Below are 25180 nucleotides of genomic sequence, written 5' to 3'. Positions count from 1 at the left end.
CGCTGGCCACGGGCACCGGACGACGGCTCTCCGGAATCCCGGGCCGTCGGGGAAATGGAAGTGTTTGTTCGATTGCGATTTATGCCCGGCGGGCCGACAGACAATGAGCCGGTCGCGTGAGCCACCGGTTTGGCTTCTGACAATTCCACGCGGATGCCGGGACAGAAGTTAGAGAATCAGGCACATGCTTTTTCGTGTTACTCAGGGACAGTCAGCCGCAATCGCGCTGCGGCATTTACAGCAGCAGACGGCTGATCTGCAGAAGACTCAGCAGCAGCTTTCAACGGGACTGCGCCTGCAGCGGCCGTCGGACGACCCGATCGCGGTTCGCAAGAGTCTGATTCAGCAGGACGGATTGTCGCGGCTGGAATCGCAACTGGCGGCAATGCAGCACGCCGAATCGCGACTCAGCCAGGCTCACGTACAGTTGCGGGAGGCCCACCAGCTTTACGTTCGAGCCCGCGAACTGGCGCTGTCGGCCAGGCAATCGCTGGATTCATCGGAACGGGATGTGTTTGCGGCGGAAGTTCAGGGGATCCTGGATCAGCTTGTCAGCGTCGCCAATTCCACGGATGAATCAGGCTTTCTGTTCAGCGGTACCGCCACCGACATCCGGCCGTTTACGGTCAGCAATGACGGAACCGGCGTGACCTACAACGGCACGCCGTCAGCCACATCGCTGTATCTTTCAAACGACATTACTCGCGACTCGCTGGTGTCGGGAGACCGAATCTTCCAGCCAGCCAGTCGACAGCCGTCTGTTATTGAGGGCACGACGGGAGCCGCCATCGGCGGGAACTGACACGGCCACGGGAGTTCGAAAACTGCAGGTGACGCACACGCTGACGACGTACCAGGGAGCATCCGGTGTCGCCGCCGGCAGCAGCTCCGTCGTCGGCGACACTATTCTGGGAGCCGTCGGGACTCATCAGTTGCAGATCGACGATACAAGCGGCACCGGCGCGTCCGGGACAATTTCGCTGAACGGCGGCGTACCGGTCACGTTTTCGAACACCGACACCGATTTGCTGATTACCGGACCGGACGGCGAAGTCGTTTATGTGGACACCACATCGATCGCCGCAGGCTTCTCCGGAAGTGTGAACATCGCCGCCGACGGGACGCTGTCGCTGGACGGAGGGCAGACGACTCAGGCCATTACATTCACGCCCGATCAGTCGGTCATCGACAGTCGGGACGGCGGCCTGCTGCACGTGGACACCAGCGCCGTTACCCGCGCGGGAACCAATACCGTGGAATTTCCCGGCACGGCAGACGCGTTCCAGGCTCTGCAGGCCCTTCGCGACGACATGCTGAACACGCGAGGATTGACCGAAGCGGAACTTTCAGAATCGCTCAACCACCGACTGAGCGATATCGAACGGATTGAAGAACACCTGCTGGATGAAATCGGAACTCAGTCGGTCGGACTGGAACAGCTCAACCGCCTGACGCTGAGAACAGAAGATCTGCAGTTGAACGCCCGAGCTGACCACGGCGACCTGACCTCCGCGGATATCGCTCAGGCTGCGCTGAATCTTCAGGAACTGCTGAACCTGCAACAGTACACGATGGCCAGCGTGACCCGCCTGCAGGCTCAGAATCTGCTGAATTTCCTTCAGTGACCGCATACCGTCCTGGCTTGAAATGTGATTCCTGATCGGCCCGAACGCTGGCTTCCAGCCTTCGGCACACATCCCGTCCGGGAGCGAAGTTATGGCTGATTCGATCGAACAGGCTTTGAGATCCGGTCGCAGAATCCGGATGGACCGCCACCATACCCCGCCGCCAGCGCCGCATTTGTTTGAGCTGCCAAACCGTTACGAACTTCAGCGGCTGCAGTTGCTGCTGGACGATGACGACCTGGATCTTCAGAAGCTGCGCGCGGAAATTTCACTCAGCGAAGGACTGCAGAGGTACATTCTGGCCTTCGCCAATTCCCGAGTCGCATCCATGACAAATCGGATCACGGACCCTGTGCATGCTTTCGCGTTATTGGGAATGAATCGCCTTCGCAGGATGCTGGCGAATCTGATCGAACAGCACCAGATGTCAGCGACGGCGTAGTGCCGTCGCGTTCCGGAATGCACGCGTCCGCAACTCCGTCGACGCGAGTGGTGCGTGCCACTGAGCTACCGCCGATGCAAAACCGGAAAATGCCATTGCGTTCAACTACGGGTTTTGACGTAGACTCATTCGAGACGGTCAGCGGCCGGTCGGGCGATTTTGATTGGGGGGATTCCCGTATTGGGGCGGAGAAATTCGAGATCATTCTCTGATTTCCGGGATTTCGTGGCGGATTGCAGCCGGGAAAGCAGATTTACAGAAGCACTGTTGCAGTTCAGCCGGAGGGGAGCCGCGGGCCACTCCCCTTCGGTTGTTTTTTTTGCGCCGTCAATGATCGGGGCGACTGGTCATCTGAACGGGGCGTCGTGCGACCAGCGAGGTTCTGTCGGCGCTCCGACCGAAACCTGCGTCGCGTGTGGAATGCCGCGTCCGGAATGCGGAGAACCCGTTACTGCATCGTCCTGGGAATTCGGATCGCCTTGCCGACCTGCAGTCGATCGGCGCTGGGCAGACGATCGCGGTTGGCTTCGAACAGCTCCTGATACTTCTGCTGCGATCCCATGAATCGTTCGGCGATCCCCGACAGCGTGTCGCCGTATTGAACGGTGTATTCGTCGTAGTCCACCGGCGGCGCCGTCGCAGCGGGCTGTTCTGCCGCGTTCCCGGAAGACCCGGTCGAAATCCTGCCGGCCAGTTCTTCCATCGCCTCCAGCGCCGTCGCCTGGCTGACATCCTGCTTTGCCGCGACAGTATCTGTGGCTGCCATTTCGATCGTCGGTGGCACGAACCGCGATTCCGTGCTGCGACCAACATCCGTCAGCTCAGCAGCCGGCGCAAGGGGTTGGCGACCGACAGGTACCGGCACGCCTGTATTGCGTTCCTCCAGTTCATCGAAGAACTCGCGCAGCGTCCAGTCATGACGATCCGCGGAGTCACGATCGGGGGCAGCCGCGCCCGGTTCGCGATCGGCGTCGTCATTCAGATAGACAGCGACATCGCGTTCGCGGAGCCGCTCATTGAGTTCGCGTTCGCGGTTTACGGAAGGCATCTCTTCGATCAGCAGCGGCTCATTCCGAAAGAACAGCGCTGCCACAATTCCCGCCAGAAGGATGCCCATCGCAAATCCGACTTTGCGATCGGGGTGCATGCAAAACCAACTTGATGCTGAAAAGGCGATTCCTGCCCTGCGGCAACCGGCGAAATCCGCCGAAGACCGCCGCCTTATCGACTTCGGCCGACGGCGAACGGATCATGAACGAAACTCGCCAGCCGGACGCGGACAGTTCGACATCGTGCCGATCATGCCGACTGGGCGGAGATTTCCGCTCGAAATTCGACGGCCGGCAACGCAGAAAGATGGCGGCAGCGCGCTTCGGTTATGTGAACTTGTTCGACGCAGACAGCCAGACTGCGTAACGCAAACAGATAAATGGAGCGGCAGGTGATTTGTTTACCCGCCCGCGAGCCGCACGGCGCTGGCCGCGGTTGTGTTCACAGAGAACCGGGGCTAGTGCTATGTCAGGCGTGGATGGGTGGGTCGAGTGCCACTGGCTGTGCCAGTGTGTTCCGGAGCACAGAGCACTGGCACAGCCCGTGGCACACATCAATTTACGATGGACAGGACACTTGTGCCCGGCGGGTCGATTCTCATCTGGCGCACGCCTAATTCACGGGCGTTCCAAAGCTCTGGTGCTTTGGCCAGCATGTTTCGACAACTGGGAACCGGGTGTGCCAGTGGTCTCCGCGATGAAGTCGCCCTGACGGTCGCACTGGCGCAACCAGTGCCACACGACTCGTCAATTCGGGGCTGACGGAGCTCTAGAAATCCGGCAGCATGCCGGCGTCAAACATTTGCCGAGTCCGGTTCTTGAGGTCGTCCATCATCTGATCCATCTGCTGCAGATCTGTCTTTGGAACGGGACGCGGGGAGCCAACCGCCAGACCGGGTGAGTCCGGTTGCGGTCCCAGACTGCCGGGCTCCGGATATCCGGAATTATAGTTTCCGGTCGGCGGATGTTGCGGAGCATTCGACGACGGGGCGGGCGTCGACGGTACGCTCACGATCGGCTGCGAAACCTGGTAGGCGGCGATCCACAGAAGCAGACTTCCACAACACACGCCGGCCGACGTCAGCACCACCTTGCGCCAAAATGCGCGCCGCGCAACACGGATGTTCGCATCGCATTCGGTCAGCACGCGGTCACGAAACCCGCTGGACAGCCGGACCGTCGGCGCGGCGTCGCGAATCAGGCCGTATTCCGGCAGCGAAGGTTCTGGAAGATTGCGATCTGGGCGGGTCATGATGCGGGAGTTTTTTCGGGAAGAATCGGGCGAGTCGGCAGGTCCGCCTGGCGATCATTCACCAGGGGTTCAAGGCTTCTCTGGAGCTTTTCCATTGCGTAGCGATAGCGGCTGGCAACTGTGTTCTGGGACTTGCCCAGAACGTCCGCGATCTCGGCAAAGGTCAGGTCCTCCCAGTGCTTAAGAATAACAACGTCGTATTGTGGTTTCGGCAGAGTTGCGAGAATTCGCCGCACTCGTTCCGCCGTTTCTTCCTGATGGAAAACTGATTCCGGGGTTTGCTGCGAACCCGCGGTGTCCAGGTCTCCCATTCGGACGTGGCGGCGTTTCTGGACAATTCTGAGAGATTCGTTTCGAACTGTGCGGATCAGGTACGGCCACGGCGTGTCGGCTTTGGCAAGCAGTTTCGGTTTTCGAGCGATCCGTGAGAACGCTCCCTGAACGGCATCTTCCGCATCCGGCTGACTGCCCGTGACGGTCAGCGCCAGCCGCACCAGTCGCGATGCCGTCAGATCAAACAGCCGTCCCAGAGCGTCATTGGTGTCGCTGTTCAGGACAGCGATGATCGCCTGAAACGCCGCATGGAATTCTGTTCTTGAATCCGAAGACACCGCCGACCCTTACGAGTAAATCCGGAAACATCTTTGTCTGACGGAAATTGAAAAAACCTGCCCGGACGGTATTTTCCCCGTCCCGGGTCTGCACAATTCCCTTCCGGCGGATGGCAGTGTACACCGTTTGACCGGCCGGATGCCAGGAAATCGCCGGGTTCGCATCCCCTGCCGCCGATTGACTTTCGCTGGAACACCTAGTCAGGAACTGCCGTGTTTGAAACCGTTGCTGTTGTCGGCGCCACCGGAGCCGTCGGAACCATCATTCGGGAACTGCTGGAACAAAGAAAGTTCCCTGCGAAGACCTGGCGATTTCTGGCATCCGCAAGAAGCGCCGGGCAGACACTGCCGTTTGCCGGGCAGACTGTCACCGTCGAGGAACTGACGCACGACTGCTTTTTCGGCGTCGATCTGGTGATCGCCAGCACGCCGGACGATACGGCCGCGGAGTTCCTGCCGTCCGCCGTGAAGGCAGGAGCCAGAGTGATTGATGAATCCGGCTACTGGCGAATGAAGCCCGATGTGGCTTTGGTGATTCCCGAAATCAATCCTCAGGCGGCACTGAGCGCAAAGGGAATCATTGCCAGCCCCAACTGTTCCACAACGCAGATGGCTCTGGCGATGAAGCCGCTGCACGATGCGGCCCGCGTGCGCCGTGTCATCGTCAGCACGTACCAGGCGACCAGCGGAGCCGGTGTGCAGGGCAGCACGGATCTGATCGAAGGGACTCGCGCCGCTTTGAACAATTCGGAATACACGTACCGCGTTTTTGCTCATCCGATCGCCTTCAACGCCATTCCGCAGATCGGCAGCCTGAAGGATGAAGGTTACACCAGCGAAGAGCTGAAGATGGTGTACGAGACTCGGAAGATCTTCGGGGACGATTCCATCATGATCTGTCCGACGTGCGTGCGCATTCCCGTCAGCAACTGCCACAGCGAAAGCATTACCGTCGAAACCGAACGCCCCGTGTCCGTCGCGGAAGCTCGCGAACTGTTCGCAAAGACTCCGGGAATCACCGTGGTGGACGATACCGCGTCCGGAAAATACCCGATGCCGTCCAACTGCGACGGCAGCGATGACGTCTTCATCGGCCGGATCCGGCGCGACTTGTCTCACCCCAACGGCCTGTCGTTCTGGTGCGTGTCAGACAATCTGCGGAAGGGAGCCGCCACGAACGCGGTCCAGATTGCCGAACTGCTGCTGAAAAACGCATGAGGTAAAGCGGAAGAGCGTTGAAATCGCCACTGCACCACGGCAGCGCCGGAGGATCACCGTTTTCCGCGATGCCCGTTCGAACGCCTGAGCCGCGTCAGTGGTTCTCCAGAATGCCGTGCCGACGAGAAATCGAGAACAGTTTTCCACATCGCCAGCACCGAACACAGCGTCTCTGGAGTACACCATAGAGAAGCCGCACCACGCGAGATTTCGTTTCGAAGAGTTCGAAGCGTTCCTGGCAGCGAGGACAGCGAATAATGCCCATAATGATCCGTTCCGGCGTTTCCTTCTTGAAGTCGCGTCAACTCAAACAACCTGGCCGCCACGATTGCAACGGCAGATTCCATGCTACACGTTCGCGGCAATTTTTCATTTTGATTCTGTAAAGATTCCATTCGGAGACTGCGGTCGGCGTCCGGACGATTCGGCCGCGATCCGATCCTTCCCCGTTGTCGCCGATTTCCCGTTTTTACAGTCGTGCGTTTCGCCCGGCTTGGTCTCAATGGGATCGAGGACGGCAAAGATTCCCGCCAGTGAGACCAGCTTCGCCGCCACGGGAACGCTTCGAAGAGAACCGTCCGGTGCTGTTCGATACACGCAACCGGTGACAGCGCGATGACGCAACTTCAGATGCCAAACTACCGCAGCATGTTTTCACCGCGGTTTTCTGTCTGATGCAGCACGACCGGCCAGCCGGGAAACTGGCTTGCCGGATCGTTCTTTGTCGCGTCGACCAGAAACCGAAATGCTTCCAGCTTGTACGTTCTGGCGTCCGGATCAATCGTCACCAGACCAAAGCCGCTGCCCTTCTGGTGAGCCAGCTCGTAGCGGTTCTTCTTCGTGCCTACCTCGGGATTCCCGACAGCATAGACGTAGGCCATGTTGCCGAAGCTGTCGAGAAATTCTCCCGTGTTCGGCAAATCGTGAGCAGGTCGGTGGTCGTGCGGAATCTGAAGTTCGTCGGGATGCCACCAGCGGGGATAGCCGGCGGAGATCGCAGGCACGCAGAAGCTCCAGTTGCTGTCGCGCTGGTGGTCGACTCCGTATTGCACCAGCGATGTCAGATGCTGGTCGCCGTTAATGTGCAGCGGCATTCCTCTTCGAATGATGCGAAGCGCGTTGTTGCGCGCAGTCGGAGGCCAGCCGCCGGAATCGAGATCCGCCTTCAGGTAGCCGTCGTACGCACCGTGATGAGTGGCCACTGCGGCGAAGACCGTCTGGCTTAGCAACACCTTCATCCGATGCCCGCGCCAGTCGTCGACCCAGTGCCGCAGGAACTGCTCCTGCCGTTCTCCCAGCAGGACCAGCCCCGGCTTGTCCAGCTTCGACGTATCGAAGCTCGGGTCCAGCACGTGATCTGCTCGCCCGCTGCCGGTGTCGACATGTTCCGGACCGGACTTCCACTGCCGATCCGCGATGATGGCAAAGCTGACATCGCCGTAAACCATGTCGCCGTAGTACACGCTGATATTTTGTTTGACGGGAGTCGGATCGAAATAATCCGGATGATGCGCGGCGTTTGTCTTGTGAACGACGTTGACCATTCGAGCGGGCTCGCGATACCCACCGACCGACGAGGCTCCCTGGCTGATGTCCTTCATCGGAGCACCGCCTTCGCCCCAGATGTTGCCCTGAAAGACATCGTGATCGTCCGGAATGCACAGTGTCGGGCGGTCCTTCATCACGTCGCGAAACGCCCAGCCGAACATGTAGTACTTTCGCAGATAGTTCAAGATCGCACGGTCGGCCGGATCGCGAATCAGGCCGAACCCGCCGTGGTCTTCGTACAACTGGTCGCCCGAGAAATACACCAGATCGGGATCCAGCTTCAGCACGTTGTCCGACACGGGCTGATACGGAAAACCGTAGTCCTTCTGGCAGGTCATCGCCGCCATTCGCAACGGTCGTCCCGTGGGATTCGGCCGAATTGTGCCGGTCCACGACGATTCCTTCACGGTCCCGTTGCGGCGTCGTTCCCGATAGACAAGGCGGTATTCCGTTGCTGACTTTTCATCCCACTGAACGATGCGAAACGTGGCGGTCCATGCATCTTGATCCAGCCGGGCATGTCCCAGCGATTTCCATAAGTCGCCGCGACGAATCTGCAGCTCCACAGAATCGTCATCGTCCGTTCCCAGCGGCGGACACAGCGCCGAGATTTTCATCACGAAGCCATCAGCCGTGCGCGAATCGCTGAGCGAATACATCGACCACAGAATCGGACCGAAGCGCTGATCGTCCGTGACCGTGAACGCATCACCGTCAGCCGTCCACTGGCTGAAACGGTAGCGAGCCAGCCGGCCCTGTCGCGGTGCTGCGGAAAGGTTGTTGACGATGGCCACGTTGCCCGGCACGGCTGATCGCGGAACGGTGGCCGTCACGCGACCCAGTTCGCTGCCATTCATATCGTCAACGGTCAACAGCAGAGAATACGAGTCACCGTCGGGTTCGCCGGCCAGCGACAATCGCACGCCGGGATTCTTCAACTGCTGCTGCTGGAAGTTGTCGATTTCGCGAGTCGTGTCGGCCAGCGTCAGGCTGCCGTCAACGATTCCCGCATTGATTCCGCCGGGCGCAAAACAATTGGCGCGGTGTTCGTTGATGTCGCTGCGAACTCCGATGCGGAATCCCGCTCCACCGTCGCCGTTGCCGATCTGCTGTTGCTGCACATGTACCGACATTCGAAACGCACCGTCGGAGTTCGTGAGCTGGTGAGTCAGCAGTTGAACATTGCGACCTCCGGCCGCGCTTTGACATTCCGCGGCGCCGTCGACGATCTTCCAGTCTTCCATGGGATTGGCCCAGAATGCTTCGCCAAGCCACACGCGATCGTTCGACGTGTCCCAGTCACTGACGAACGACGGTGGATCGCCGTCCGCCGTCGTTTGCGGAGCGGCCTTTGTGAAGGAAGCAGACGCGAGCACTCCCGCCGCACAGGCTGTCGTCCTGATCGCTTCGCGACGCGTTACCTGTTTCGCATTCATCGAATTACCTCATTTCGTCGTCGCAACCGGCCGGAACATCGCTCGGTGCCGTGCGCTGCGACGTCTGTTGTGACGGAGGAAACGGCGAACCGCCGCCGGACGTGAGTTTGCGAAATGGCTGCAAAGCCGTCAACTTGCACTCAGCGTCAGCCTGCGTTCCGCCGGGACCTGCTGCCGCATTGACCGTCCTCTGGCGCAACGATCGGGACGGCGACGGGACTGAGTATCGCTCGCACGTTGCATTGACCGTCAAAGCGGGCTCACGGGCGCCGACGGTTGCAGGCGGTCGATCCAGTATCGCAGGATCGCGATGCACGATGGAGCGTGCGTGATGCGACCGGTTCGGACGGCGTCGTAGGTTTCCTTCACGCTCAGGCGAACGCAGCGGATTTGTTCCGTTCCTTCCTGTGCCGGCTGGCCAAACGTCAGGTCTGTCGCGACGAACAATGCTGTCGGAGAAACGACGCTGGCTGTGAACGGATCGACGACGCCGAGTTCCGTCCAGGTGCCTGCCTGAACCCCCAGCTCTTCCTGAAGCTCGCGTTTCGCGCATTCGATGGCGGGTTCGTCATCGTCGCGGCCACCGCTGACGGCTTCCAGAGTCACTCGGCCGACGGCGTAGTGAAATTCTTCGGTCAGGTACACGCTGTCGTCCTGAACCGCCAGCACGCAGACTCCGGGTTTTAGGCGCAGGACGCTGTACGTGCCGTGTTTTCCGTCTGGGCGAACCACGTCATCTTTCGTGACGTGCATCCACGGGTCGCTGTAGACGTCGCTGGTTTTCAGTACGCGCCACGGGCCGTGTGGTTGACCGAGCATAGAATTCGCTTCTCCCTGGGACCGCAAGCGGGGCATCGAACCTTTGGAAATCTGCGGCGTGGTTGTTGAGCGTCATCGCGCAGAAACGGCCGGGTCGGTTCAATCCGGACGCAGCACCCGGTTGCAATCGTGATCGACGAACATGGAAAGATTTCTTCCAGTGACATCAGATTGCAGACGGGTGCAATCGTTTCGATGACGACAGCGGACGGCTGAAAAACGCTGCGAGCGATGTGAATTCTCCCGCAACAGCTTTCCTGACTGCACTTTAGAACATTTCCGGCACCGGCAGAAACTGCGGCACTGTGTTTGCATGAATGCTATGGCACGACACTTCGAAAGTGGCACCCGGATTCGGGCGAAAGCAATCTCGGACGGAGCTGAGTGACTATAGGGCAGATCATCCCCTTCTGATCAAACTCGCCCCGCCACGTTGAAGCCATCAGTCACAGACCAGCCACGGAGCAACGAGCACGGTCTGCCCCAATGACGTTGTCAACAGGATGATGGTTTCAAGTGGCGGGGCAATTCTTACCCCTTACTCAGTACGAGGAGACAGACATGAAAAAGGCATTGGTGATGTTGCTGGCCGTCGCGGGATTGATGTTCGCGATGGGACCATCGGCGAGCGCGGATCACTTCCATGGCGGACGACGCAGTAACGTCGGAATCTCGCTGAACTTCGGCGGCGGCTACGGTCGCGGAATCGGCGTCAGCTATGGTCGTGGATATGGCTATGGCAGCCGGTTGGGCAGCTATGGCTACGGTGGCTATGGTCGCAGCTATGGCTACGGCTATCCGGCTCGCAGCGTTTACGTCGTCCCCAGCTATGGTTATGGCGGCTACGGCGGCTATGGCTATGGCGGTTACGGCGGAGGATACTGCCACTAACGAACGCGGCAGTCTGATGAACGTCCGCGTTGAGAATTCGGCCCGTCGGTCGGAATGACCGACGGGCTTTTCGCTGCGCGGATTCGAAAGTGCGGACTCATGTCGTTCGTTTCAGATTCGGGCGCGGTACAATGTCTTCGCAAACGTTTGTGGCGCGGGACTGGTTGCGGAAACGACCGAGGCAACACCATTTCTTGTTCGCGCGGCCGCCTTCGAACCGACGTACCGCTGCGCCGTCGATGGTGATTGTGCATGATTGATAACCAGCGGAACGGATGCCATGACCGGGAGAAGCCTGATGAATCACTGGAATCTGTTCTGTCTGGCGGCGGTTGTCTTTCAACCGGCGATGTTCGTGGTGAGTCAGCCCGCGATGTTCGTGGTGAGCCAGGAGGTTGCGGATCCGGCAGCTTCGGGTGAGCGTGAACCGGAAGCCGCCACTTTGTCTGAACCGGACAGCGTGCCTTCCGACAGGGAAGCTTCCAATACCGCTGCAGCGGATGATCCCGGCAGCAGTGACGCGACGATCGACGCGGCGACGGAACACGCGGACTCGCAGACGTCTCCGGATTCGAAGGCCGCAAAGGAAGGCGATGCCGTCGGCGTCACTGACGGCCGGATCGATCTGCGAAAGGCTGATGAATCCGTTCGCGCGCGCTATCGCAATGTCAACGGAGAATGGTGGTACCAGTTGAAATCGGGCCGATGGGTCTATTGGCGCAGCGGCAAATGGCAGGACTTCGATCCGGCGACATATGTGTCACCGACCGGCTCAAATCCGGCGTCGATGACGCAGGGAACGACCATTCTTCAGAACAGCACTGTTCTGCCGAATTCCGGAACGCTGCCGGGGAACTTCGGTGCGTCGCGCATTCCGTACAGCGTTGTTCCGCCGAATCAGGCTCTCGGGTTCGGAGGCACCGGATTCGGTTCCTCGCGCGCGGGCTACAACGGAGCGTTTCCGTATGGGACAAACGTACTGCAATACAGTTCGCCGGCGACGATTCGCCGATTCGGCGGATTCGACTACGGCGGTGTCGGTCAGGGAGTTCGCCGGCTGGGCGGCTACGGAGGATTCTCCGGCGGTCTTCAGCCATATGGTCCTGCTTCGACCGGCTTTGGGCGTTCCTACGACCCCGGTGCCGGCGGATTCGGCGATCGTCGAGGCGGCCAGTAGCGCCTCAGGCCAGGCGCGTTTTCGTCGCTGTCATCTGTGTCTTGCTGCTGACTGCTGCGTGCCGGAAGTTGCCGCGGCGTGAAATGCGCTGGCTGCGTTTTGTGTGATGTCGCCAAGCGCGTCCCGGCGACATTCCCCAGTCTTCGCAATCGGAAGGAAGCGGATCTTCGCCACAACGCCGACGACGATCCTGTACGACAGCTTTGGTGCCTGTCCGGTGAATGCCGACATTCCCTGTGTTGACTTGTGCAACCGCGCGGCAAGGGTTGGCCGTTGTTGTACGACTTCAGGATACGAGACGGCAGTTCGGCATGGCTCGGTCAAAGAGCGTTCGAAAAACCAAATCGGCCGCGTCGCCGACGATGTCGCAGCGCGCCGCGCGGTGGCTGTTTCGACCGTGGCGGCTTGTTGTTGCCGCAACGGTTGCTCTCTCACTGCTGTTCTGGCCACAGTTCCGGCAAAAACTGCCGAAGCTGGAAGGCAGGCCGGAGTATCAGGTCAGCGTGGAACAGATCACCGTGACGCCTCCGCCGCGATGGGTGCCGCCGGACCTGGTCGAACAGGTCTTCCGTCGAGCCGGATTGGCGGACGCTCCGCTGTCGCTGCTGGATCCGACGCTCAGCGAACGAATTGCCGCCGCGTTCTATACTCACCCGTGGATTGACGATGTGCAGCGTGTTCGCAAGGACTTTCCGGCGCACGTTGTCGTGGAAGTCACATACCGCCGGCCGGTGGCGATGGTGCAGGCAGTGGACGGCTACTATCCCGTCGACGCTCTGGGACATGTCCTGCCGCCTCAGGATTTCACGATGGCCGATCTGGAGCGGTATCCGATCATCGAACAGGTCAGCAGTGTTCCGGTCGGCGGTCTGGGTGAAGCGTGGGGAGACCCGGCTGTGACCGGTGCGGCTCAACTTGCGGATGTCCTGATCAGTCAGGATTCGGACGGCCGTTCGTGGTGGAAAGCCATGGAACTGCGGGCGATTCTGGCTCCGCTCGGAGCCGCTCCCAACGCGCAGCCGGAAGATCTGGAGTATCAGATTCGCACGGCAGGAGGATCGCGAGTCCTGTGGGGCCGGTCGCCTCATACGCAGCATCCGGGAGAACTGACCGTCGAGCAGAAGCTGCAGCGAATGATTGCCTATCACCGCGACTTCGGCAGTTTTGACGACGGACCGGTTCCGCAGGCGATCGACATCCGGCACTGGAAGGCCACTCGCCGCGAACGACTCGCGATCGATGAACCGAAGAATCCGCGGCGATAGTCGTCGGTCATGCGCGACCTGATGAATGCCGACATGTGGCCGATGCGCGGGAGGGCGAGGCTCCTGCCGAGCCGCTGCCATATCGGACGACCTTTGGCCCACGCGGCTCGGCGGAGCCTCGCCCTCGGTGGTTGCGCCATGCGACAGACGATGATCGCACGACGTCCCATAACGCCTTCCGACGGCTGCCGCAACTTCTTCGAAGATGTGGTACCCGGTGAGACCGCATGCTCGAGAGGGCAGGCTCCTGCCGAGCCGCTGCCATATCGGACGACCTTTGGCCCACGCGGCTCGGCGTGAGCGTTGCCCTCCCGATCGTGCCATCTGTGGAATCTGTGAAATCTGTGGACGCCATTTGCGACCGCAAAGTCCGCCGGCGGCAGCACGCCGCACAACGGTTTCCGACGGCTGGCCCCTTCTTGAAGATGTGGTACCCGGTGCGGACGGACGTTTGGAGGGCAGGCTCCGCCGAGCCGCTGCCATATCGGACGACCTTTGGCCCACGCGGCTCGGTGGGAGCCTCGCCCTCCCGACCGTTGCGCCAGAGAACGCTCAATGCGGCAGCAGGTCCCAAACCGGTTTCCGACGGCTGCGCCGCACAACTTCTTCGAAGATGTGGTACCCGGTGAGAGTTGGACCTGCTACCGGCCTGCTACTGTTCCGGCCAATCGAGATGCCGGCGTAGAAACCGAAACGTGCCCTGGCCATTGATCGTGTGAGGACCGACGAACCATTCGATTTCCGTGCGGTCCGGGATTCCCAGCTTTGCCGCGTAGAGACGTCGGACCTTCGCAAATTCAAACGCAACCCACTCGTCTTCGCCGACTCCGTCAAAGTGGCCTCGTTCCACCATAAACGGACGCGGACAGATCAGCGCCGCCATTTCGGAATAGTTGAACGTGCTGCCCAGGTCCCATTCGAAGATTTCGTATTCCCCGGTCCAGACGTAACTGAAGTTGTGACGAGTGGTGGCATTCTTCAGCACCCATTCGTTGAAATCCGCAGAGCAGATGGAAAGACAGTAGTCGGTTACCAGAGCCGGAATTCTCATCGCCGACTTGCCGCCATAGCTCAGGCCGTAAAAAGCGATCCGTTCGCTGTCGACGAACGGTTGTGTCTTCAGCCAGTTCACAATCTGCTGATGCTGGGGCACGATGACCGAAAACAGAGTCTTGCCCAGTGGATTCGCCTTCCGCTGCAGAGTGCGAAAGCGGTCTTCAAAGATGTACAGATTCTGCGGAGCGAACGTGATGAATCCCTGTTCGCAGAGCTTCGAAGCAAAGTCGTGGTAGGCTCGGTGATCGTCCAGAAACGTGTCGGTCGGCCGGCCTTCCAGGCCATGCTGGCAGACAACAACGGGCCGTTTTTCGCCGGGCTTCAGATCTTTCGGAATCAGCAGAACTCCGTAGGCGATCACGTCCGGGAACACATCCAGCACGACTTCGTGGCCGGTCCAGCGTTCCGTGTCCCAGGACTTTCGGGAACGAGCATTGAACGGCAGCAGCGGTTCCTCGAATTCTCCAATAACGTCTTTGTGGAAAATGTCGCGGTATTTCTCGACGCTGGCTTCGTAGGCGTCGACGGAGCTGGTGTCGAGAGCTTTCATGAAGTCGTCTCGAACGAACGGACTTTCGCGCAGCAGAGCCTGGTTGTGGCGATCGATTTCTTCCAACTGCCGCTGGTGACGCGTCGCGATGATTTCCGTTCGATCGGACAGTTCTGCCGGAGATGTAGTGGCCGAGTCGCGAATTCGATCGGCGTCCGCGGCGTCCCCGGCAACGGACGCTACGAACAGCCCAAGTACCGTGTCACAGAACGTTCGCGTGTCGCCGAAGTGGTTCGTGATACCGACCTTCTGCGCGCCGGAGTCCATCAGCCTGGCGGCAACCTGAGCGGCTGCGTCCAGTTGATCCCGGACCTGCTGCACCGGCGGTGTTATCAGAACGGACGGTGCTCCACCGTTGCCGGCAAGCTCCAGTTCAGGTGCGTTGGTGAAGTCTGTAATCAGGCGACGCGGCTGAACCATCGTCGCCAGTTCCGCCGTGCCGAATTCCCTTAGCAGGCCGAACACGTTGCGGTCGAGTGGCTGCTTCCACAAATCGTGATCGAAGCCCATCGCGCCGGAAACACAGACCGCGTCGATGCGAGTGTCCAGCGCCGCAGAGTACAGCGCCAGCATGCCTCCTTCGCCGTAGCCGATGACTCCGATCTTCGCATCACCGTCGCCCGCATCCCTTTCAAACCAGTCGATCGCGGCGAAGACCTTCTGCAGTTCGTAGCCGATCAGATGCCGGCCCAGTTCGAACGCGGAGCGATACAGGTACTCGCGATCGGTCAGGTCGGCTCGACCATTTCGCTTGCTTCGCTGCCGGCTGATGATGGTCGGAACGACAACACGACAGCCTGATTCCGCCAGGCGGCGAGCATACTGCGACTCGGCCGGAATGCCTTCGGCCAGCCCGCAGATCTGTTCGGGCGAATGATCGGCGTGAGGAATCGCGACGACGTCAGCGATCACGTCGCCTGTCGGAACCAGCAGCAATCCTTCACCGTAGATGGAAACCAGGTTCCCGGCCGACGGAGCCGGATCGGCCAGCACCGGCCAGCGAATGGCGAACACGCGGTACTTGTTCGTCAGAGCCACCAGCTTGCTGTCGGCGACGGTCGCGATCCGTTCCGGAGATTCGAACGGGACTCGCGAATCGCAAACACCAAGAATCTTCGCCAGCCGTTCGCGGTTGGGCCGGATCGATTTATTGAAAGCCGCGGCGGACGACGTGTCGAAGTTCCAGAATTCGTCGCGACGATCGGCCGCCCTGTCGATCTGGTTCAGCAGAAACCGATCAACACCGTCGACAAGCTGCGACGCGATGTCACCTTCCATCGTCAGCGCCTGTATGTTTGCCGGCGCGACAGGTTCTTCGGCGGCACGAACATTGGGAATACAGAAAATCGCGAGCGGCGGCAGGATCAGACTCAGCAGCGTTCGAGCGGGCTTCATGGAAGGATTCCCGTGAGCAGTGGGGAAGCGGGTAAGGCGACAGGTCGATGGTGAGTTTGCGAAAAGGCAGTTCTGTCGTCAACTTGCGCGAAGCCAGCGGCAAGGTGTCGCTGCAGCCGCGCCGCGAGATCGAAACAGGACCATTGCGGACAGGAAAATCAGACCACCGGGTTCGATGGTTCGTCCATCTTCGAGTCGGCGCTTTTGCTGCCGGAAAACGTTCGTGGCGGCGCGCTACCGTTGCGTCAGTGCGTAAATCGTTCCGGCTAAGGCAAGTCCCGCGATAACGGTGAAGGCGATCTTCCAGACGCTGTAGGGTCGTTCGCCCTGAACTTCGCCGGTGGCGGCATTGATGAAGACCTGATACGTCTTTTCGCGGTACTGATAGGCCAGCAGCCAGACCGGCAGCAGCAGGTGCTTGAACGTGACGGCTTCGTACTTGCTGTTGATGCTGTCGACTCGCTGAGTATCGCCGCCGATTCGCTGGCAGACTTCGGAATGAATAGCAGAATCGATGCGACCCTTCGCATCCGTGAAGCAGGTATCCAGTTCGATGTCATAGGTGCGAGCCAGATAGCCGGCCAGCATCTGCTGATTGAAGGGCACAACTTTCAGCAATGGCCAGGGTTCCAGAGCCAGCATGAAGTCTCGCCGAAGTCCCGTGTTGGCCAGCACCAGCACGTCGTCGAAGAATCTCTGGAATCGGCCACTGGCGGGGTACCAGCGAGTCTTGCGCTGGCGACGGCGATTCTTTCCGGAGCCGACCGTTACCCAGTAGTATTCGCCGCGCTGGCCGCTGTAGGCCGTGTAGGTCATCGAATCGAACGTGTAATACGACAGGTAGACTCCGTTAAACCGACCGGTCGCTCCCTGTTTGTGAAACCTGTTGGGAGCGAACCATCGCGAACTGACCCAGTGCTTCAGATTCTGTTCCGCGTGTTGTTTTTCGATCTGGAACGGCAGCACTCCGTCGACGGGAACTCGCCGCTGTTCGGCCTTGTGAGCTTTTTCCAGTTGCATCGGCGACCCGCAGTACGGGCAGTGCGTACTGGTCAGAGTTCCGACGAATTCCACGTTACCGCCGCAGGAATCGCAGCGAAGCTCACGACGCTGTGCGCTGACCGCAGTGGTCTCCGAGCCGGATTCAGCGGCCGCTTCTCGCCACTGCCGGATCTTTTCCAGCATGGCGTGAAAATCCTGTTCCTGCAGCGTTGCGCCATCGGGAAGATCAATCTGTTTGACGTGGCCGCAATACGGACACGCCAGAGCCTGGTCGCCGATGTTGAATTCCAGATCGGCGCCGCAGTTTTCGCACGGGAAAATTCGCCCTTCGCCGGCATCAAACGTCTGCCCCGCGTCTCCCACGCGAGCATCACGGCGGCGCAGGTCCAGCGGTCCGTCGAAATCCGCGGGATTTGGAACGGGAAGGGGTGGCAGGACGGGCATATCGTCCGAAGTCGAAGACTGCTCAGCCATAATGCTTTGTAGCCCACCTGGATCACGCACTGTCCGTGTCAGACGACCTACCAAGGTCTGGTCGCCGGTTCGGTGACAAACTATGATTGAACCTGGAAAGCGTCAACGATAAGCACGGAACAATCGCATGGCTGTTAATGAGCGAATCATTCAGGGAATTGTCAGGAATGGTGTTGTTGTACCCCAAACGGGAGGTGAGTTGCCGGAAGGGACCTGCGTAAACATCGTTGTCCGCCACGACGAAATCACGCCTGAACTGCAGCAGGAGCTTTCGGAATGGCAGCGCGCCGGCACCGACACGTGGCGGTTGATTGAGAAATTGGAGCATGAGGACCAGTGAAGCCCGGCGACATTCATTGGGTTGAACTTCAGGGTTCAGGCGGCAGGTCTCAGCGTGGACGACGTCCCGCAGTCATCATCCAGGATGACCGTTACGGTGGCAGACTGCCAACCGTCTTGCTGGTTCCGTTGACCAGCACGCAGACGGCATTGCGATTCGCTGGCACCGTCATGATTATCGCGACTTCCCAATCCGGGCTGCAAAATGACTCTGTTGCACTCGTGTTTCAGTGCGTCGCTATTGATCGGAGTCAGATTGGAACGCAGGTCGGTCGTGTTGCCGACCAGGAGCTTGCGAGGCTGCTGGACGAACTGAACAAACTCACCGGCCAGTAGCATGGTGTAGGTTTACGGTGCCGGCGGTGGTGGCGGAACGGCTCCGAACGCATTCGAAAGCTGAGGAACCTGGCCCGCCGGAACCCAGCCGGACATACCGTTCGACCAGACCAGTGTCTGCGCTGTAACTTCTCCGCCGGCAATTCCCGCGGCCATCTGCTGGGGACTGAATGGTCCCGTTGTCTGGCCATTCACCGCCACGTGCCACATGGCAACGGGTGGCGGAGGCGGCGTCATTCCGGCAGCAGGGGCTCCTCCGGCCATCGGTCCGCCGCCCATCATTCCGGGATTCATCATCTTTCCGGCCATCGCAAAGCCCAGGCCCAGTCCCATGCCTTCCGCAGCTCCCCCGCCAGAAGGATTCTCGGCCGCCGCCGTCATTGCCTGCCCCATCTGGTATTGCTGGAACTTGTTCATGTCGCCGATCACGCCCATGCTGGTGCGAGTATCCAGTGCCTTTTCGACGGCCTCCGGCAGCGAAATGTTGACGATGAACAACTGCGGAATTTCCAGGCCATACTCGTCGTCGATGCGTTCCTGAACTTCCTTCCGCAGAGTTTCGCCGAATTCCTGATACTTGCTGGCCAGATCCAGCGCGGCGATCTGTGACTTGCCGATCACGTCCGCGAACGTGCTGATGATGATGGCTCGCAGAAGTTCGGTCACTTCGTCGGTGCCGACCTCGCTGTCCGTGCCGACCAGTTCCTTCAGCAGAGCCTTCGGTTCGACGGCTTTGACCGCATATGTTCCGAAGGCCCGAATACGAATCGGTCCGAATTCCGGATCCCGCAGCATGATCGGATTCGGCGTGCCCCATTTCAGGTCCGTCACCTGACGAGTGCTGACGAAATACACTTCCGCCTTGAACGGGCTGTCGAAGCCGTATTTCCAGCCGGCAATGGTGCTCAGGATCGGCAGGTTATCCGTTTTCAATTCGTAGTGGCCGGGTTCGAACACGTCCGCGATCTGTCCGCGATGCACGAACACCGCCACCTGGCCCGGCCGCACGATCAACTGAGCTCCGTTTTTGATCTGGTTGTTGTAGCGGGGAAATCTCCAGACCAGCGTGTGCCGTGAGTCGTCGACCCACTCGACGATATCAATCAGTTCCGCACGCAGCTTGTCGAACAGTCCCATCTGTGTTCTCCGGTCAGTTCAGTTTCAGTGTCGATTCAGCCGTGTAAGAGCTACTTCGTTCAGGGCCGGCAAATGTTAGCGGAAGAAAATCCGATCCGCGACACAGCAGACATCCGCTGAAAACCACCGCTGAAAACCACCGCCGAAAAGCCACCCGCCGGCGCAGCAAAAGCCCGTTCACGCTCGCATGCAGAGTGAGCCGCGCGACGTGAGTCCGCGTTCGCTGTGTTCGATCACTGGTTCCGCGTTCGGCGGTGATGATTGCGGACTGATGGTGCGCAACCCGTCGTTGCAGTTTCTTTGCAGCCTGATGCCACCTCACGACCGTTCCGCCCGCGAGATTGCAGATGACGACGCCGGCATCAGGATGTAAGCTGCATTCAGGGTCGCTTCGGTATGAAATTCGTTTTGCAGAGCACCGATTCGCGGCTGCCGTCCCATAACGACTCACGATACGGCAATGTTCAAACCACGATTTGTCCATCAGCACCGCTCCTTCCGAATCGGGGTCAATGAGTTCGCTTGTTAACGCATGGCCGAGACAGGTCCGCAGGTTGATGACGACGTGCAGCCGGCAATTCAAGGTGCGTTTCGGGCACTCCCGGACGTCCTCGGTTGTGCCTTGCGTAACCCACACGCATCAGGCTCGGTGATGTCGACATCGCTCCGGGGCGCTTACATGACCTCTTCCGCGGCAGTCGTGTGGTCGCCGCAGTTTCGCGGCTGAAATCGAGGCCCAAGCGCAATGGCACGCATCTACGTTGAAACCACCATTTTCAGCTTCTACTTCAATGCTCGGACCGAGCCTGAAATGGTGGCTCGCGAGAATTGGTCCCGGCGGTGGCTTGACGCTGCGCTCCTTGGTACCGACGAGCTCGTAACGAGCCTCGCTGTCAAATCCGAACTCGACGCCGGGGAGTTTCCGAACAAGGCAGAAATGCTCGCACTGGCTGCTCGAATTCCAATGCTGGCACTGAATGATGCCGTTGCCGAAGTGGTTGACTCGTACATTTCGCATCACGTCATGCCCAATGATCCTGGCGGCGACGCCCTGCACCTCGCTGCGGCCTCCTTTCACCGGTGCGACTTCCTGGTGACATGGAACTGCCGCCACATCGCCAACGCGAACAAGTTTGGCCACATCCGGCGTGTCAACGATATACTGGGATTGGGAAACCCGGCGCTGGTCACTCCACTGGAATTGCTGAATGAGGAAGCGGTCAATGGATAGCTACAACGAGGTCCGACGCGTTCGAAAAGAAATGTCGGCGCAGGCCGGACACAACATCCGCACACTGATCGCCGCGATCAACAATCGATGGCCCGATGAAGCGTCGCGGGCGATCGATCCCGGCACGAAGGCAGAGCAATGCGAAACACCCGGAGTCGCAGACAGCGCCGTTTCAATTGGAAAGAGTTCTCCGGCAGCCCGCTAATCGCCGACTTTGATACGGCTGCTGCGACACCACCCGGCACGGGAGTCAAGAGCGGGTGGTACATCTCGTTGGCGCAAACCGCGTGCGGAGATTTCGCGGCCAAACACTGCTCGGTCGTTCCGCCATGCGATCGCAATGCCTGTCTGATTCGCATCATCGCTTGACATTCGCAGGCGACGTGAGCGAGACAAGCCGTGTGGGCGGGCGAACTTTCGTTCAGCAGTCCCGGAATCGCTGCCCGCAGCGACTGCCACAAACTCAGGTAGCCAACGTGGACGCTCGGCGGTCGGTGTTCCGTTTCCGACGGAACGGCACGACAATCGGCAGGGTTGCGACGTGAGTCCGCGTTCGCTGTATTCGATCACTGGTTCGGCGTTCGGCGGCGGCGATTGCGAACTGACGTCGCGCAGCTCGCCGGAGCCCGAGGTGTGCGTTCGGGGGGCCGTTGCGTGACGGCACTGGCGGCGTTGAGGGCTGTGAGAAAATGCGTCAACTCGCACGAGTTGCCCGGAAGCAGGAATTCACCGGATATACGGTCGTTGACATGCCTTCGCGCGTCGGTGCTAATAAGCGGACGGAGTCAGTGAGTTCCCGACGCCGCTGTTCCGGTCATCGGCGATTCCACGTGTCCAAAGGTCAGAGCGTGTCTTTCATCAGGATTTCGATTTGCCTGTTTTCGCTCGCTGCGTGGTCGGTTCCCGCGGCACAGGGAACTCTGATTGTTCAGGGATACAACACGAATTTTCACGACCGTTTCACGAATCACGCGGACTTCATTGGAAATCCGTACAACTGGTCAGGTGTCGGACGCGGTACGCAGTGGGCGACGATGGTCAGCGACTCGTTCTTCGTTTCCGCGTCGCACGCTCATCCCGGTTTGAACGCCGATGTGACGTTCTACCACGGCAATGACCCCGGTGGTATGAGCGAGAGTCACACGGTCGCACAGGGCTGGCGCATCGATGGTTCGGACCTGTGGCTGGGACGTCTGAGCAGCAGCGTCAGCAGCAATGTGGAGAAGTACGCGATTGCCGACGTGACGCCGTCGGGTGCTGAGGGTCTGACGTTTTCCACGTTCGGACGTACCGGCGGGGCGGCGACGCCGACATCGCAGCGGATGGGGCGGAACGTCGTCACGCAGTCGATCACGAATTTCAGCGACCCTGCGTTAAGCGGCAGCGGCGACGTGTTCATCTTTGATTACGACGTCCCCGGACTTGGTGCCGACGAAGCCCGCGTCACCGGCGGAGACTCCGGCGCGCCGACGTTTGTGCTGACTCCGTCCGGTCCGGCTGTGTTGGGAATCCACTGGTTCATGTATCAGAACGAGATGCTGGGAGAACTCGGTTCCGGCGACACGTTCGTTCCGTCGTACATTGACGACATGAACCTGATCATGGCGGGTTTCGGCGAAAGTCTGAGCGTCGTTGCCGTGCCGGAACCGTCTTCGGTTGTGCTGCTGTTCAGCATCGCGGCGGGAATCGCCCTGTATCGCCGCCGGCTGCGGTGATGTCAGCTTTGAGGTCGGCGGCGGCGTGTTCGGCGAACGCTTCCGGCAGACGACGTCGGTCGGAACAGCGGGCACCCGGGAAAGGCGACCGACGGAGATTTGCGTCGTACTGCCGGCACGCTTTGATCCGGCGATCGGCCGACGTCGTCCAGCATCGTTCAATTCGACGCGGGGGCTGTTGCACCGATCGATTTCAGCCAGTGAGCCGCGTGGTCCGGCCACGTGGAAATCTGCGAACCGGGGATCGGCCGCAACCCGTAGCCATGTCCGCCGCTGCCATAAACGTGCAGTTCCGACGGGATGCCGAGCCGCTTCAGTTCGGCGTAAAACAGCACGGAACTCAGCGACGACGCTCGATCGTCATCGGTGTGAACCAGAAACGTCGGCGGACAATTCTGCGGAACCACGCAGTCCTGGATCAGAGCGTTCGTTTCGCTGTCATAGAGATTCCACGGATAGATCAGCATCGCAAAGTCGGGGCGATGAACAGTGTCGTCAGTTTCGTCGACGCGGTCGTAGGTCTTTCGGCCGCCGTCACAAAGAAGTCGAGCGGCAACCTGGCCTCCCGCGGAGAACCCTGCGATGCCGATGCGATTCGGGTCCAGGTTCCATTCGCCGCAACGCGACCGAACCAGAGACATCGTCCGCTGAGCGTCCTGAAGCGGTCGCCGCCATCCCGGAAGACTGCCTCCCGGCTGCGTCGTGCGATAGCTGAGCACAAACGCTGTGACTCCGTGACGATTCAGCCACGCCGCGATTTCAGAACCCTCCTTGTCGGTCACAACTTTCCCGAATCCGCCGCCGGGAAGGATCACAACGCCGGCTCCGTTCGGATGATCGGCCAGCCACACCGTCAGCGTCGGGTGAGTAATGTTTTCGACACGTGTTACCGGCGGTTCTTCGCCTTTCCGGAACGGCTGCGGTTCGCCGGCATTCGACGTCGTTTCCCCCGGCGCCAGCCCCGGCCAGACATCCAGCGGTTCGCCGCCGAGAACAGCCAACGGAAACAGAAACACACAGATTCCGCACACCTGTCGAATCATCCCGTCAGTCTCCTGAAGTTCATTGCAGCGAACGACAATTCCGGATGCCATCGCCCGCTGCGTCTTCCGATGAACTCGGCGTTGCACTGTGCAGCAATCGAGCAATCGGCGCTGCGTGACCGGACCGCACCGCCTCACGACGTTTCCGCCGGCAGGATCTTATACTGGCCGCGGCGGACGCCGATACTTTTCGCTCTTCATGCTCCCGCGAGCCCGAATGTCTCATTCTGCCCCGATCGCGGTATAAAATCGCGGTCGGGATTCCAACGAGTCGCACGATTTGAGGATGGACGTTTGGCTCGTGGCGCGTCGGAACCACAGTTGCCGGATTGATGAGTTCGTATTGAGAAACCAAATGCAGGGGAAACCCGGTCGTTATCACTTCAGGCGACGTATCGATTTTACCGGTTGGCACACATCCGACATCGGTCGATCGTGCGGCCTGACGATTCGGCGTGGATCGGAAACATCGGTTTTGACCATTTCGAACCCTGAACTAGCTTTCACCAGAGTACTCCCGCCGGAACGCCAGGAGAGTCCTAGAGAGAGTGACCGGTAATGACGCGACTGGAAAAAGTACGCAGATTTCTGACCAGCGAGGACGCTGCGACGTCCGTCGAATACGCCGTCATGCTGGCACTGATTCTTGCTGTTCTGATGATCGGCCTGACGTCCGCCGGCGGCGGCGTCAAGGCATGGTGGGAACGCAATGACAGCGAACTTCAGGCTCACGGCTTCTGATACGGATTGTTCGTTACGGATTGTCCTTCGTTTGCTGAACCGCCATTCGCCTGTCAAAGTCTCCGATTCGGGAGACGGACATGCCAACACGCTGCTGCATTGGACTCGGCGGAAATCTGAACGGTGTCGAAGCCGCGTTTCAACAGGCTGTTGACCGCCTGCAGCATTCGGGTTTCAGCGTCCTTGCCGTCAGTTCCGTCCATCGAACGCCGCCGATGGGAGCATCCGCCGGAGGTGAGTTCCTGAACGCCGCGGCGATGCTAAGCACTTCCCTTTCCGCGAAGGATACGCTGGCCGCACTGCATCACACCGAAGCGGCCGCCGGACGAACGCGGCACCGTCGCTGGGAACCACGGCCTCTGGATTTGGACCTGCTGCTGTTTGGTGACGACGTATGCGATTCCGGCGATCTGGTCGTCCCCCATCCGGCGTTGTGGTACCGCCGGTTTGTTCTGGACCCGATGTCGGAGATCGCTGCCGACGTGATCCATCCGGTCTTCCGACTGTCGATCGCGGAACTCCGGAACCGCCTGCTTCGGCGTCCGCTGATCTTCGAGATTGAAGCTCCGAACAACGATCCCCGCACGTTGGCGCGGATCGGCGAGACCAATGTTCCGGATGGCGTGCGGTTGCGAGCCTCACGGACGTCGGGCGCCTGCGACTCGGACGTTTTCGCGAAACTTCGATTTGTCAACACGCCGGCGGACGGCGCGACACCGCGAACTCAGCCGCGTCATCCACAGGACTTCGTGATCGAACTTCCGCTGCAGGACTGGCAGCAGGGGCTTCACGACGTGCTGACCGCGGCGCTGGGATGATGACGCGAAG

Annotated in this window: 22 protein-coding genes; 13 read left to right on the top strand and 9 right to left on the bottom strand. The window is 60.0% G+C overall.

Features of this window, described 5'->3' with window-relative positions; genetic code table 11:
* Positions 1–184: 184 nt before the first annotated feature.
* The 3 genes from flgL to R3C19_14295 all read left to right on the top strand — a co-directional run bounded on the left by flgL (position 185) and on the right by R3C19_14295 (position 2067).
* Entirely contained in the window at positions 185–802 is a 618-nt protein-coding gene (flgL, locus tag R3C19_14305; GenBank protein ID MEZ6061514.1) for a flagellar hook-associated protein FlgL, read from the top strand.
* Between the two features lie 28 nt (positions 803–830).
* The gene (locus R3C19_14300; GenBank protein ID MEZ6061513.1) at positions 831–1625 is read left to right on the top strand and encodes a hypothetical protein; all 795 of its coding nucleotides are present in this window, start codon (positions 831–833) and stop codon (positions 1623–1625) included.
* A gap of 91 nt (positions 1626–1716) precedes the next feature.
* Positions 1717–2067, top strand: a complete 351-nt coding sequence (locus R3C19_14295) for an HDOD domain-containing protein (protein MEZ6061512.1) — start codon at positions 1717–1719, stop codon at positions 2065–2067.
* Positions 2068–2515: 448 nt separating this feature from the next.
* Here R3C19_14295 and R3C19_14290 read toward each other — a convergent pair whose 3' ends face one another.
* The 3 genes from R3C19_14290 to R3C19_14280 form a co-directional block, all read right to left on the bottom strand.
* Positions 2516–3214: a LysM peptidoglycan-binding domain-containing protein gene (locus R3C19_14290; protein MEZ6061511.1), complete on the bottom strand. Its 699-nt coding sequence runs from the start codon at positions 3212–3214 to the stop codon at positions 2516–2518.
* Positions 3215–3885: 671 nt separating this feature from the next.
* Complete coding sequence (locus R3C19_14285) at positions 3886–4368, bottom strand: hypothetical protein (protein ID MEZ6061510.1); 483 nt, start codon at positions 4366–4368, stop codon at positions 3886–3888.
* The gene (locus R3C19_14280) at positions 4365–4979 is read right to left on the bottom strand and encodes a sigma-70 family RNA polymerase sigma factor (protein ID MEZ6061509.1); all 615 of its coding nucleotides are present in this window, start codon (positions 4977–4979) and stop codon (positions 4365–4367) included. Before R3C19_14280 ends, R3C19_14285 begins: the two co-directional genes overlap by 4 nt.
* Before the next feature lie 213 nt (positions 4980–5192).
* On the opposite strand from R3C19_14280, the gene R3C19_14275 reads away from it, so the two are divergent.
* On the top strand, positions 5193–6197 hold the full coding sequence (locus tag R3C19_14275) for an aspartate-semialdehyde dehydrogenase (protein MEZ6061508.1): 1005 nt from the start codon (positions 5193–5195) through the stop codon (positions 6195–6197).
* Between the two features lie 638 nt (positions 6198–6835).
* Here the strand turns inward: R3C19_14275 and R3C19_14270 are convergent.
* Together R3C19_14270 and R3C19_14265 are read right to left on the bottom strand one after the other, a co-directional pair.
* Positions 6836–9181, bottom strand: a complete 2346-nt coding sequence (locus R3C19_14270; GenBank protein MEZ6061507.1) for an alkaline phosphatase D family protein — start codon at positions 9179–9181, stop codon at positions 6836–6838.
* Between the two features lie 249 nt (positions 9182–9430).
* Complete coding sequence (locus tag R3C19_14265; GenBank protein ID MEZ6061506.1) at positions 9431–10000, bottom strand: NUDIX hydrolase; 570 nt, start codon at positions 9998–10000, stop codon at positions 9431–9433.
* A gap of 561 nt (positions 10001–10561) precedes the next feature.
* Between R3C19_14265 and R3C19_14260 the strand changes: the two genes are divergently transcribed.
* The 3 genes from R3C19_14260 to R3C19_14250 all read left to right on the top strand — a co-directional run bounded on the left by R3C19_14260 (position 10562) and on the right by R3C19_14250 (position 13333).
* Positions 10562–10891 (top strand): hypothetical protein, encoded by a 330-nt coding sequence (locus tag R3C19_14260; GenBank protein MEZ6061505.1) that lies wholly within the window; start codon positions 10562–10564, stop codon positions 10889–10891.
* A 298-nt stretch (positions 10892–11189) separates the two neighbouring features.
* Positions 11190–12068: a hypothetical protein gene (locus R3C19_14255; protein MEZ6061504.1), complete on the top strand. Its 879-nt coding sequence runs from the start codon at positions 11190–11192 to the stop codon at positions 12066–12068.
* 311 nt (positions 12069–12379) lie between these two features.
* Complete coding sequence (locus tag R3C19_14250; protein MEZ6061503.1) at positions 12380–13333, top strand: hypothetical protein; 954 nt, start codon at positions 12380–12382, stop codon at positions 13331–13333.
* Between the two features lie 652 nt (positions 13334–13985).
* Here R3C19_14250 and R3C19_14245 read toward each other — a convergent pair.
* Entirely contained in the window at positions 13986–16334 is a 2349-nt protein-coding gene (locus R3C19_14245; GenBank protein ID MEZ6061502.1) for a dienelactone hydrolase family protein, read from the bottom strand.
* 234 nt (positions 16335–16568) lie between these two features.
* On the bottom strand, positions 16569–17810 hold the full coding sequence (locus R3C19_14240; GenBank protein MEZ6061501.1) for a hypothetical protein: 1242 nt from the start codon (positions 17808–17810) through the stop codon (positions 16569–16571).
* 127 nt (positions 17811–17937) lie between these two features.
* On the opposite strand from R3C19_14240, the gene R3C19_14235 reads away from it, so the two are divergent.
* Positions 17938–18150 (top strand): hypothetical protein, encoded by a 213-nt coding sequence (locus tag R3C19_14235; GenBank protein MEZ6061500.1) that lies wholly within the window; start codon positions 17938–17940, stop codon positions 18148–18150.
* Between the two features lie 347 nt (positions 18151–18497).
* Here R3C19_14235 and R3C19_14230 read toward each other — a convergent pair whose 3' ends face one another.
* Positions 18498–19622, bottom strand: a complete 1125-nt coding sequence (locus R3C19_14230; protein MEZ6061499.1) for an SPFH domain-containing protein — start codon at positions 19620–19622, stop codon at positions 18498–18500.
* Between the two features lie 745 nt (positions 19623–20367).
* On the opposite strand from R3C19_14230, the gene R3C19_14225 reads away from it, so the two are divergent.
* The 3 genes from R3C19_14225 to R3C19_14215 all read left to right on the top strand — a co-directional run bounded on the left by R3C19_14225 (position 20368) and on the right by R3C19_14215 (position 22568).
* Positions 20368–20853: a hypothetical protein gene (locus tag R3C19_14225; GenBank protein ID MEZ6061498.1), complete on the top strand. Its 486-nt coding sequence runs from the start codon at positions 20368–20370 to the stop codon at positions 20851–20853.
* Positions 20846–21058 carry a hypothetical protein gene (locus R3C19_14220; GenBank protein MEZ6061497.1) on the top strand — a complete coding sequence of 71 codons (213 nt, stop codon included), beginning with the start codon at positions 20846–20848 and terminating at the stop codon, positions 21056–21058. The genes R3C19_14225 and R3C19_14220 overlap by 8 nt, the downstream gene beginning before the upstream one ends.
* 643 nt (positions 21059–21701) lie before the next feature.
* Positions 21702–22568 (top strand): PEP-CTERM sorting domain-containing protein, encoded by an 867-nt coding sequence (locus R3C19_14215; protein ID MEZ6061496.1) that lies wholly within the window; start codon positions 21702–21704, stop codon positions 22566–22568.
* 158 nt (positions 22569–22726) lie between these two features.
* Here the strand turns inward: R3C19_14215 and R3C19_14210 are convergent, their stop codons facing one another.
* The gene (locus R3C19_14210) at positions 22727–23611 is read right to left on the bottom strand and encodes an alpha/beta hydrolase (GenBank protein ID MEZ6061495.1); all 885 of its coding nucleotides are present in this window, start codon (positions 23609–23611) and stop codon (positions 22727–22729) included.
* Positions 23612–24169: 558 nt separating this feature from the next.
* Here R3C19_14210 and R3C19_14205 point away from each other — a divergent pair.
* Both R3C19_14205 and folK read left to right on the top strand, forming a co-directional pair.
* Positions 24170–24352, top strand: coding sequence for a Flp family type IVb pilin (locus R3C19_14205; protein ID MEZ6061494.1), 183 nt, complete (start codon positions 24170–24172; stop codon positions 24350–24352).
* A gap of 80 nt (positions 24353–24432) precedes the next feature.
* Entirely contained in the window at positions 24433–25170 is a 738-nt protein-coding gene (gene folK, locus R3C19_14200) for a 2-amino-4-hydroxy-6-hydroxymethyldihydropteridine diphosphokinase (GenBank protein ID MEZ6061493.1), read from the top strand.
* Positions 25171–25180: the final 10 nt, after the last annotated feature.

The organism is Planctomycetaceae bacterium (genome assembly GCA_041398785.1).
Lineage (GTDB): Bacteria > Planctomycetota > Planctomycetia > Planctomycetales > Planctomycetaceae > JAWKUA01.
The sequence above is the reverse complement of the archived record's forward strand: the minus strand, read 5'-3'. Positions and strand labels throughout refer to the sequence as shown.

Excerpts from the sequence above, each read along its gene's own strand:
- flgL (MEZ6061514.1), top strand. The coding sequence starts at position 185 with ATGCTTTTTCGTGTTACTCAGGGACAGTCAGCCGCAATCGCGCTGCGG.
- R3C19_14295 (MEZ6061512.1), top strand. The coding sequence starts at position 1,717 with ATGGCTGATTCGATCGAACAGGCTTTGAGATCCGGTCGCAGAATCCGG.
- R3C19_14290 (MEZ6061511.1), bottom strand. The coding sequence starts at position 3,214 with ATGCACCCCGATCGCAAAGTCGGATTTGCGATGGGCATCCTTCTGGCG.
- R3C19_14285 (MEZ6061510.1), bottom strand. The coding sequence starts at position 4,368 with ATGACCCGCCCAGATCGCAATCTTCCAGAACCTTCGCTGCCGGAATAC.
- R3C19_14270 (MEZ6061507.1), bottom strand. The coding sequence starts at position 9,181 with ATGAATGCGAAACAGGTAACGCGTCGCGAAGCGATCAGGACGACAGCC.
- R3C19_14265 (MEZ6061506.1), bottom strand. The coding sequence starts at position 10,000 with ATGCTCGGTCAACCACACGGCCCGTGGCGCGTACTGAAAACCAGCGAC.
- R3C19_14260 (MEZ6061505.1), top strand. The coding sequence starts at position 10,562 with ATGAAAAAGGCATTGGTGATGTTGCTGGCCGTCGCGGGATTGATGTTC.
- R3C19_14255 (MEZ6061504.1), top strand. The coding sequence starts at position 11,190 with ATGAATCACTGGAATCTGTTCTGTCTGGCGGCGGTTGTCTTTCAACCG.
- R3C19_14250 (MEZ6061503.1), top strand. The coding sequence starts at position 12,380 with ATGGCTCGGTCAAAGAGCGTTCGAAAAACCAAATCGGCCGCGTCGCCG.
- R3C19_14245 (MEZ6061502.1), bottom strand. The coding sequence starts at position 16,334 with ATGAAGCCCGCTCGAACGCTGCTGAGTCTGATCCTGCCGCCGCTCGCG.
- R3C19_14240 (MEZ6061501.1), bottom strand. The coding sequence starts at position 17,810 with ATGGCTGAGCAGTCTTCGACTTCGGACGATATGCCCGTCCTGCCACCC.
- R3C19_14235 (MEZ6061500.1), top strand. The coding sequence starts at position 17,938 with ATGGCTGTTAATGAGCGAATCATTCAGGGAATTGTCAGGAATGGTGTT.
- R3C19_14230 (MEZ6061499.1), bottom strand. The coding sequence starts at position 19,622 with ATGGGACTGTTCGACAAGCTGCGTGCGGAACTGATTGATATCGTCGAG.
- R3C19_14225 (MEZ6061498.1), top strand. The coding sequence starts at position 20,368 with ATGGCACGCATCTACGTTGAAACCACCATTTTCAGCTTCTACTTCAAT.
- R3C19_14220 (MEZ6061497.1), top strand. The coding sequence starts at position 20,846 with ATGGATAGCTACAACGAGGTCCGACGCGTTCGAAAAGAAATGTCGGCG.
- R3C19_14210 (MEZ6061495.1), bottom strand. The coding sequence starts at position 23,611 with ATGATTCGACAGGTGTGCGGAATCTGTGTGTTTCTGTTTCCGTTGGCT.
- R3C19_14205 (MEZ6061494.1), top strand. The coding sequence starts at position 24,170 with ATGACGCGACTGGAAAAAGTACGCAGATTTCTGACCAGCGAGGACGCT.
- folK (MEZ6061493.1), top strand. The coding sequence starts at position 24,433 with ATGCCAACACGCTGCTGCATTGGACTCGGCGGAAATCTGAACGGTGTC.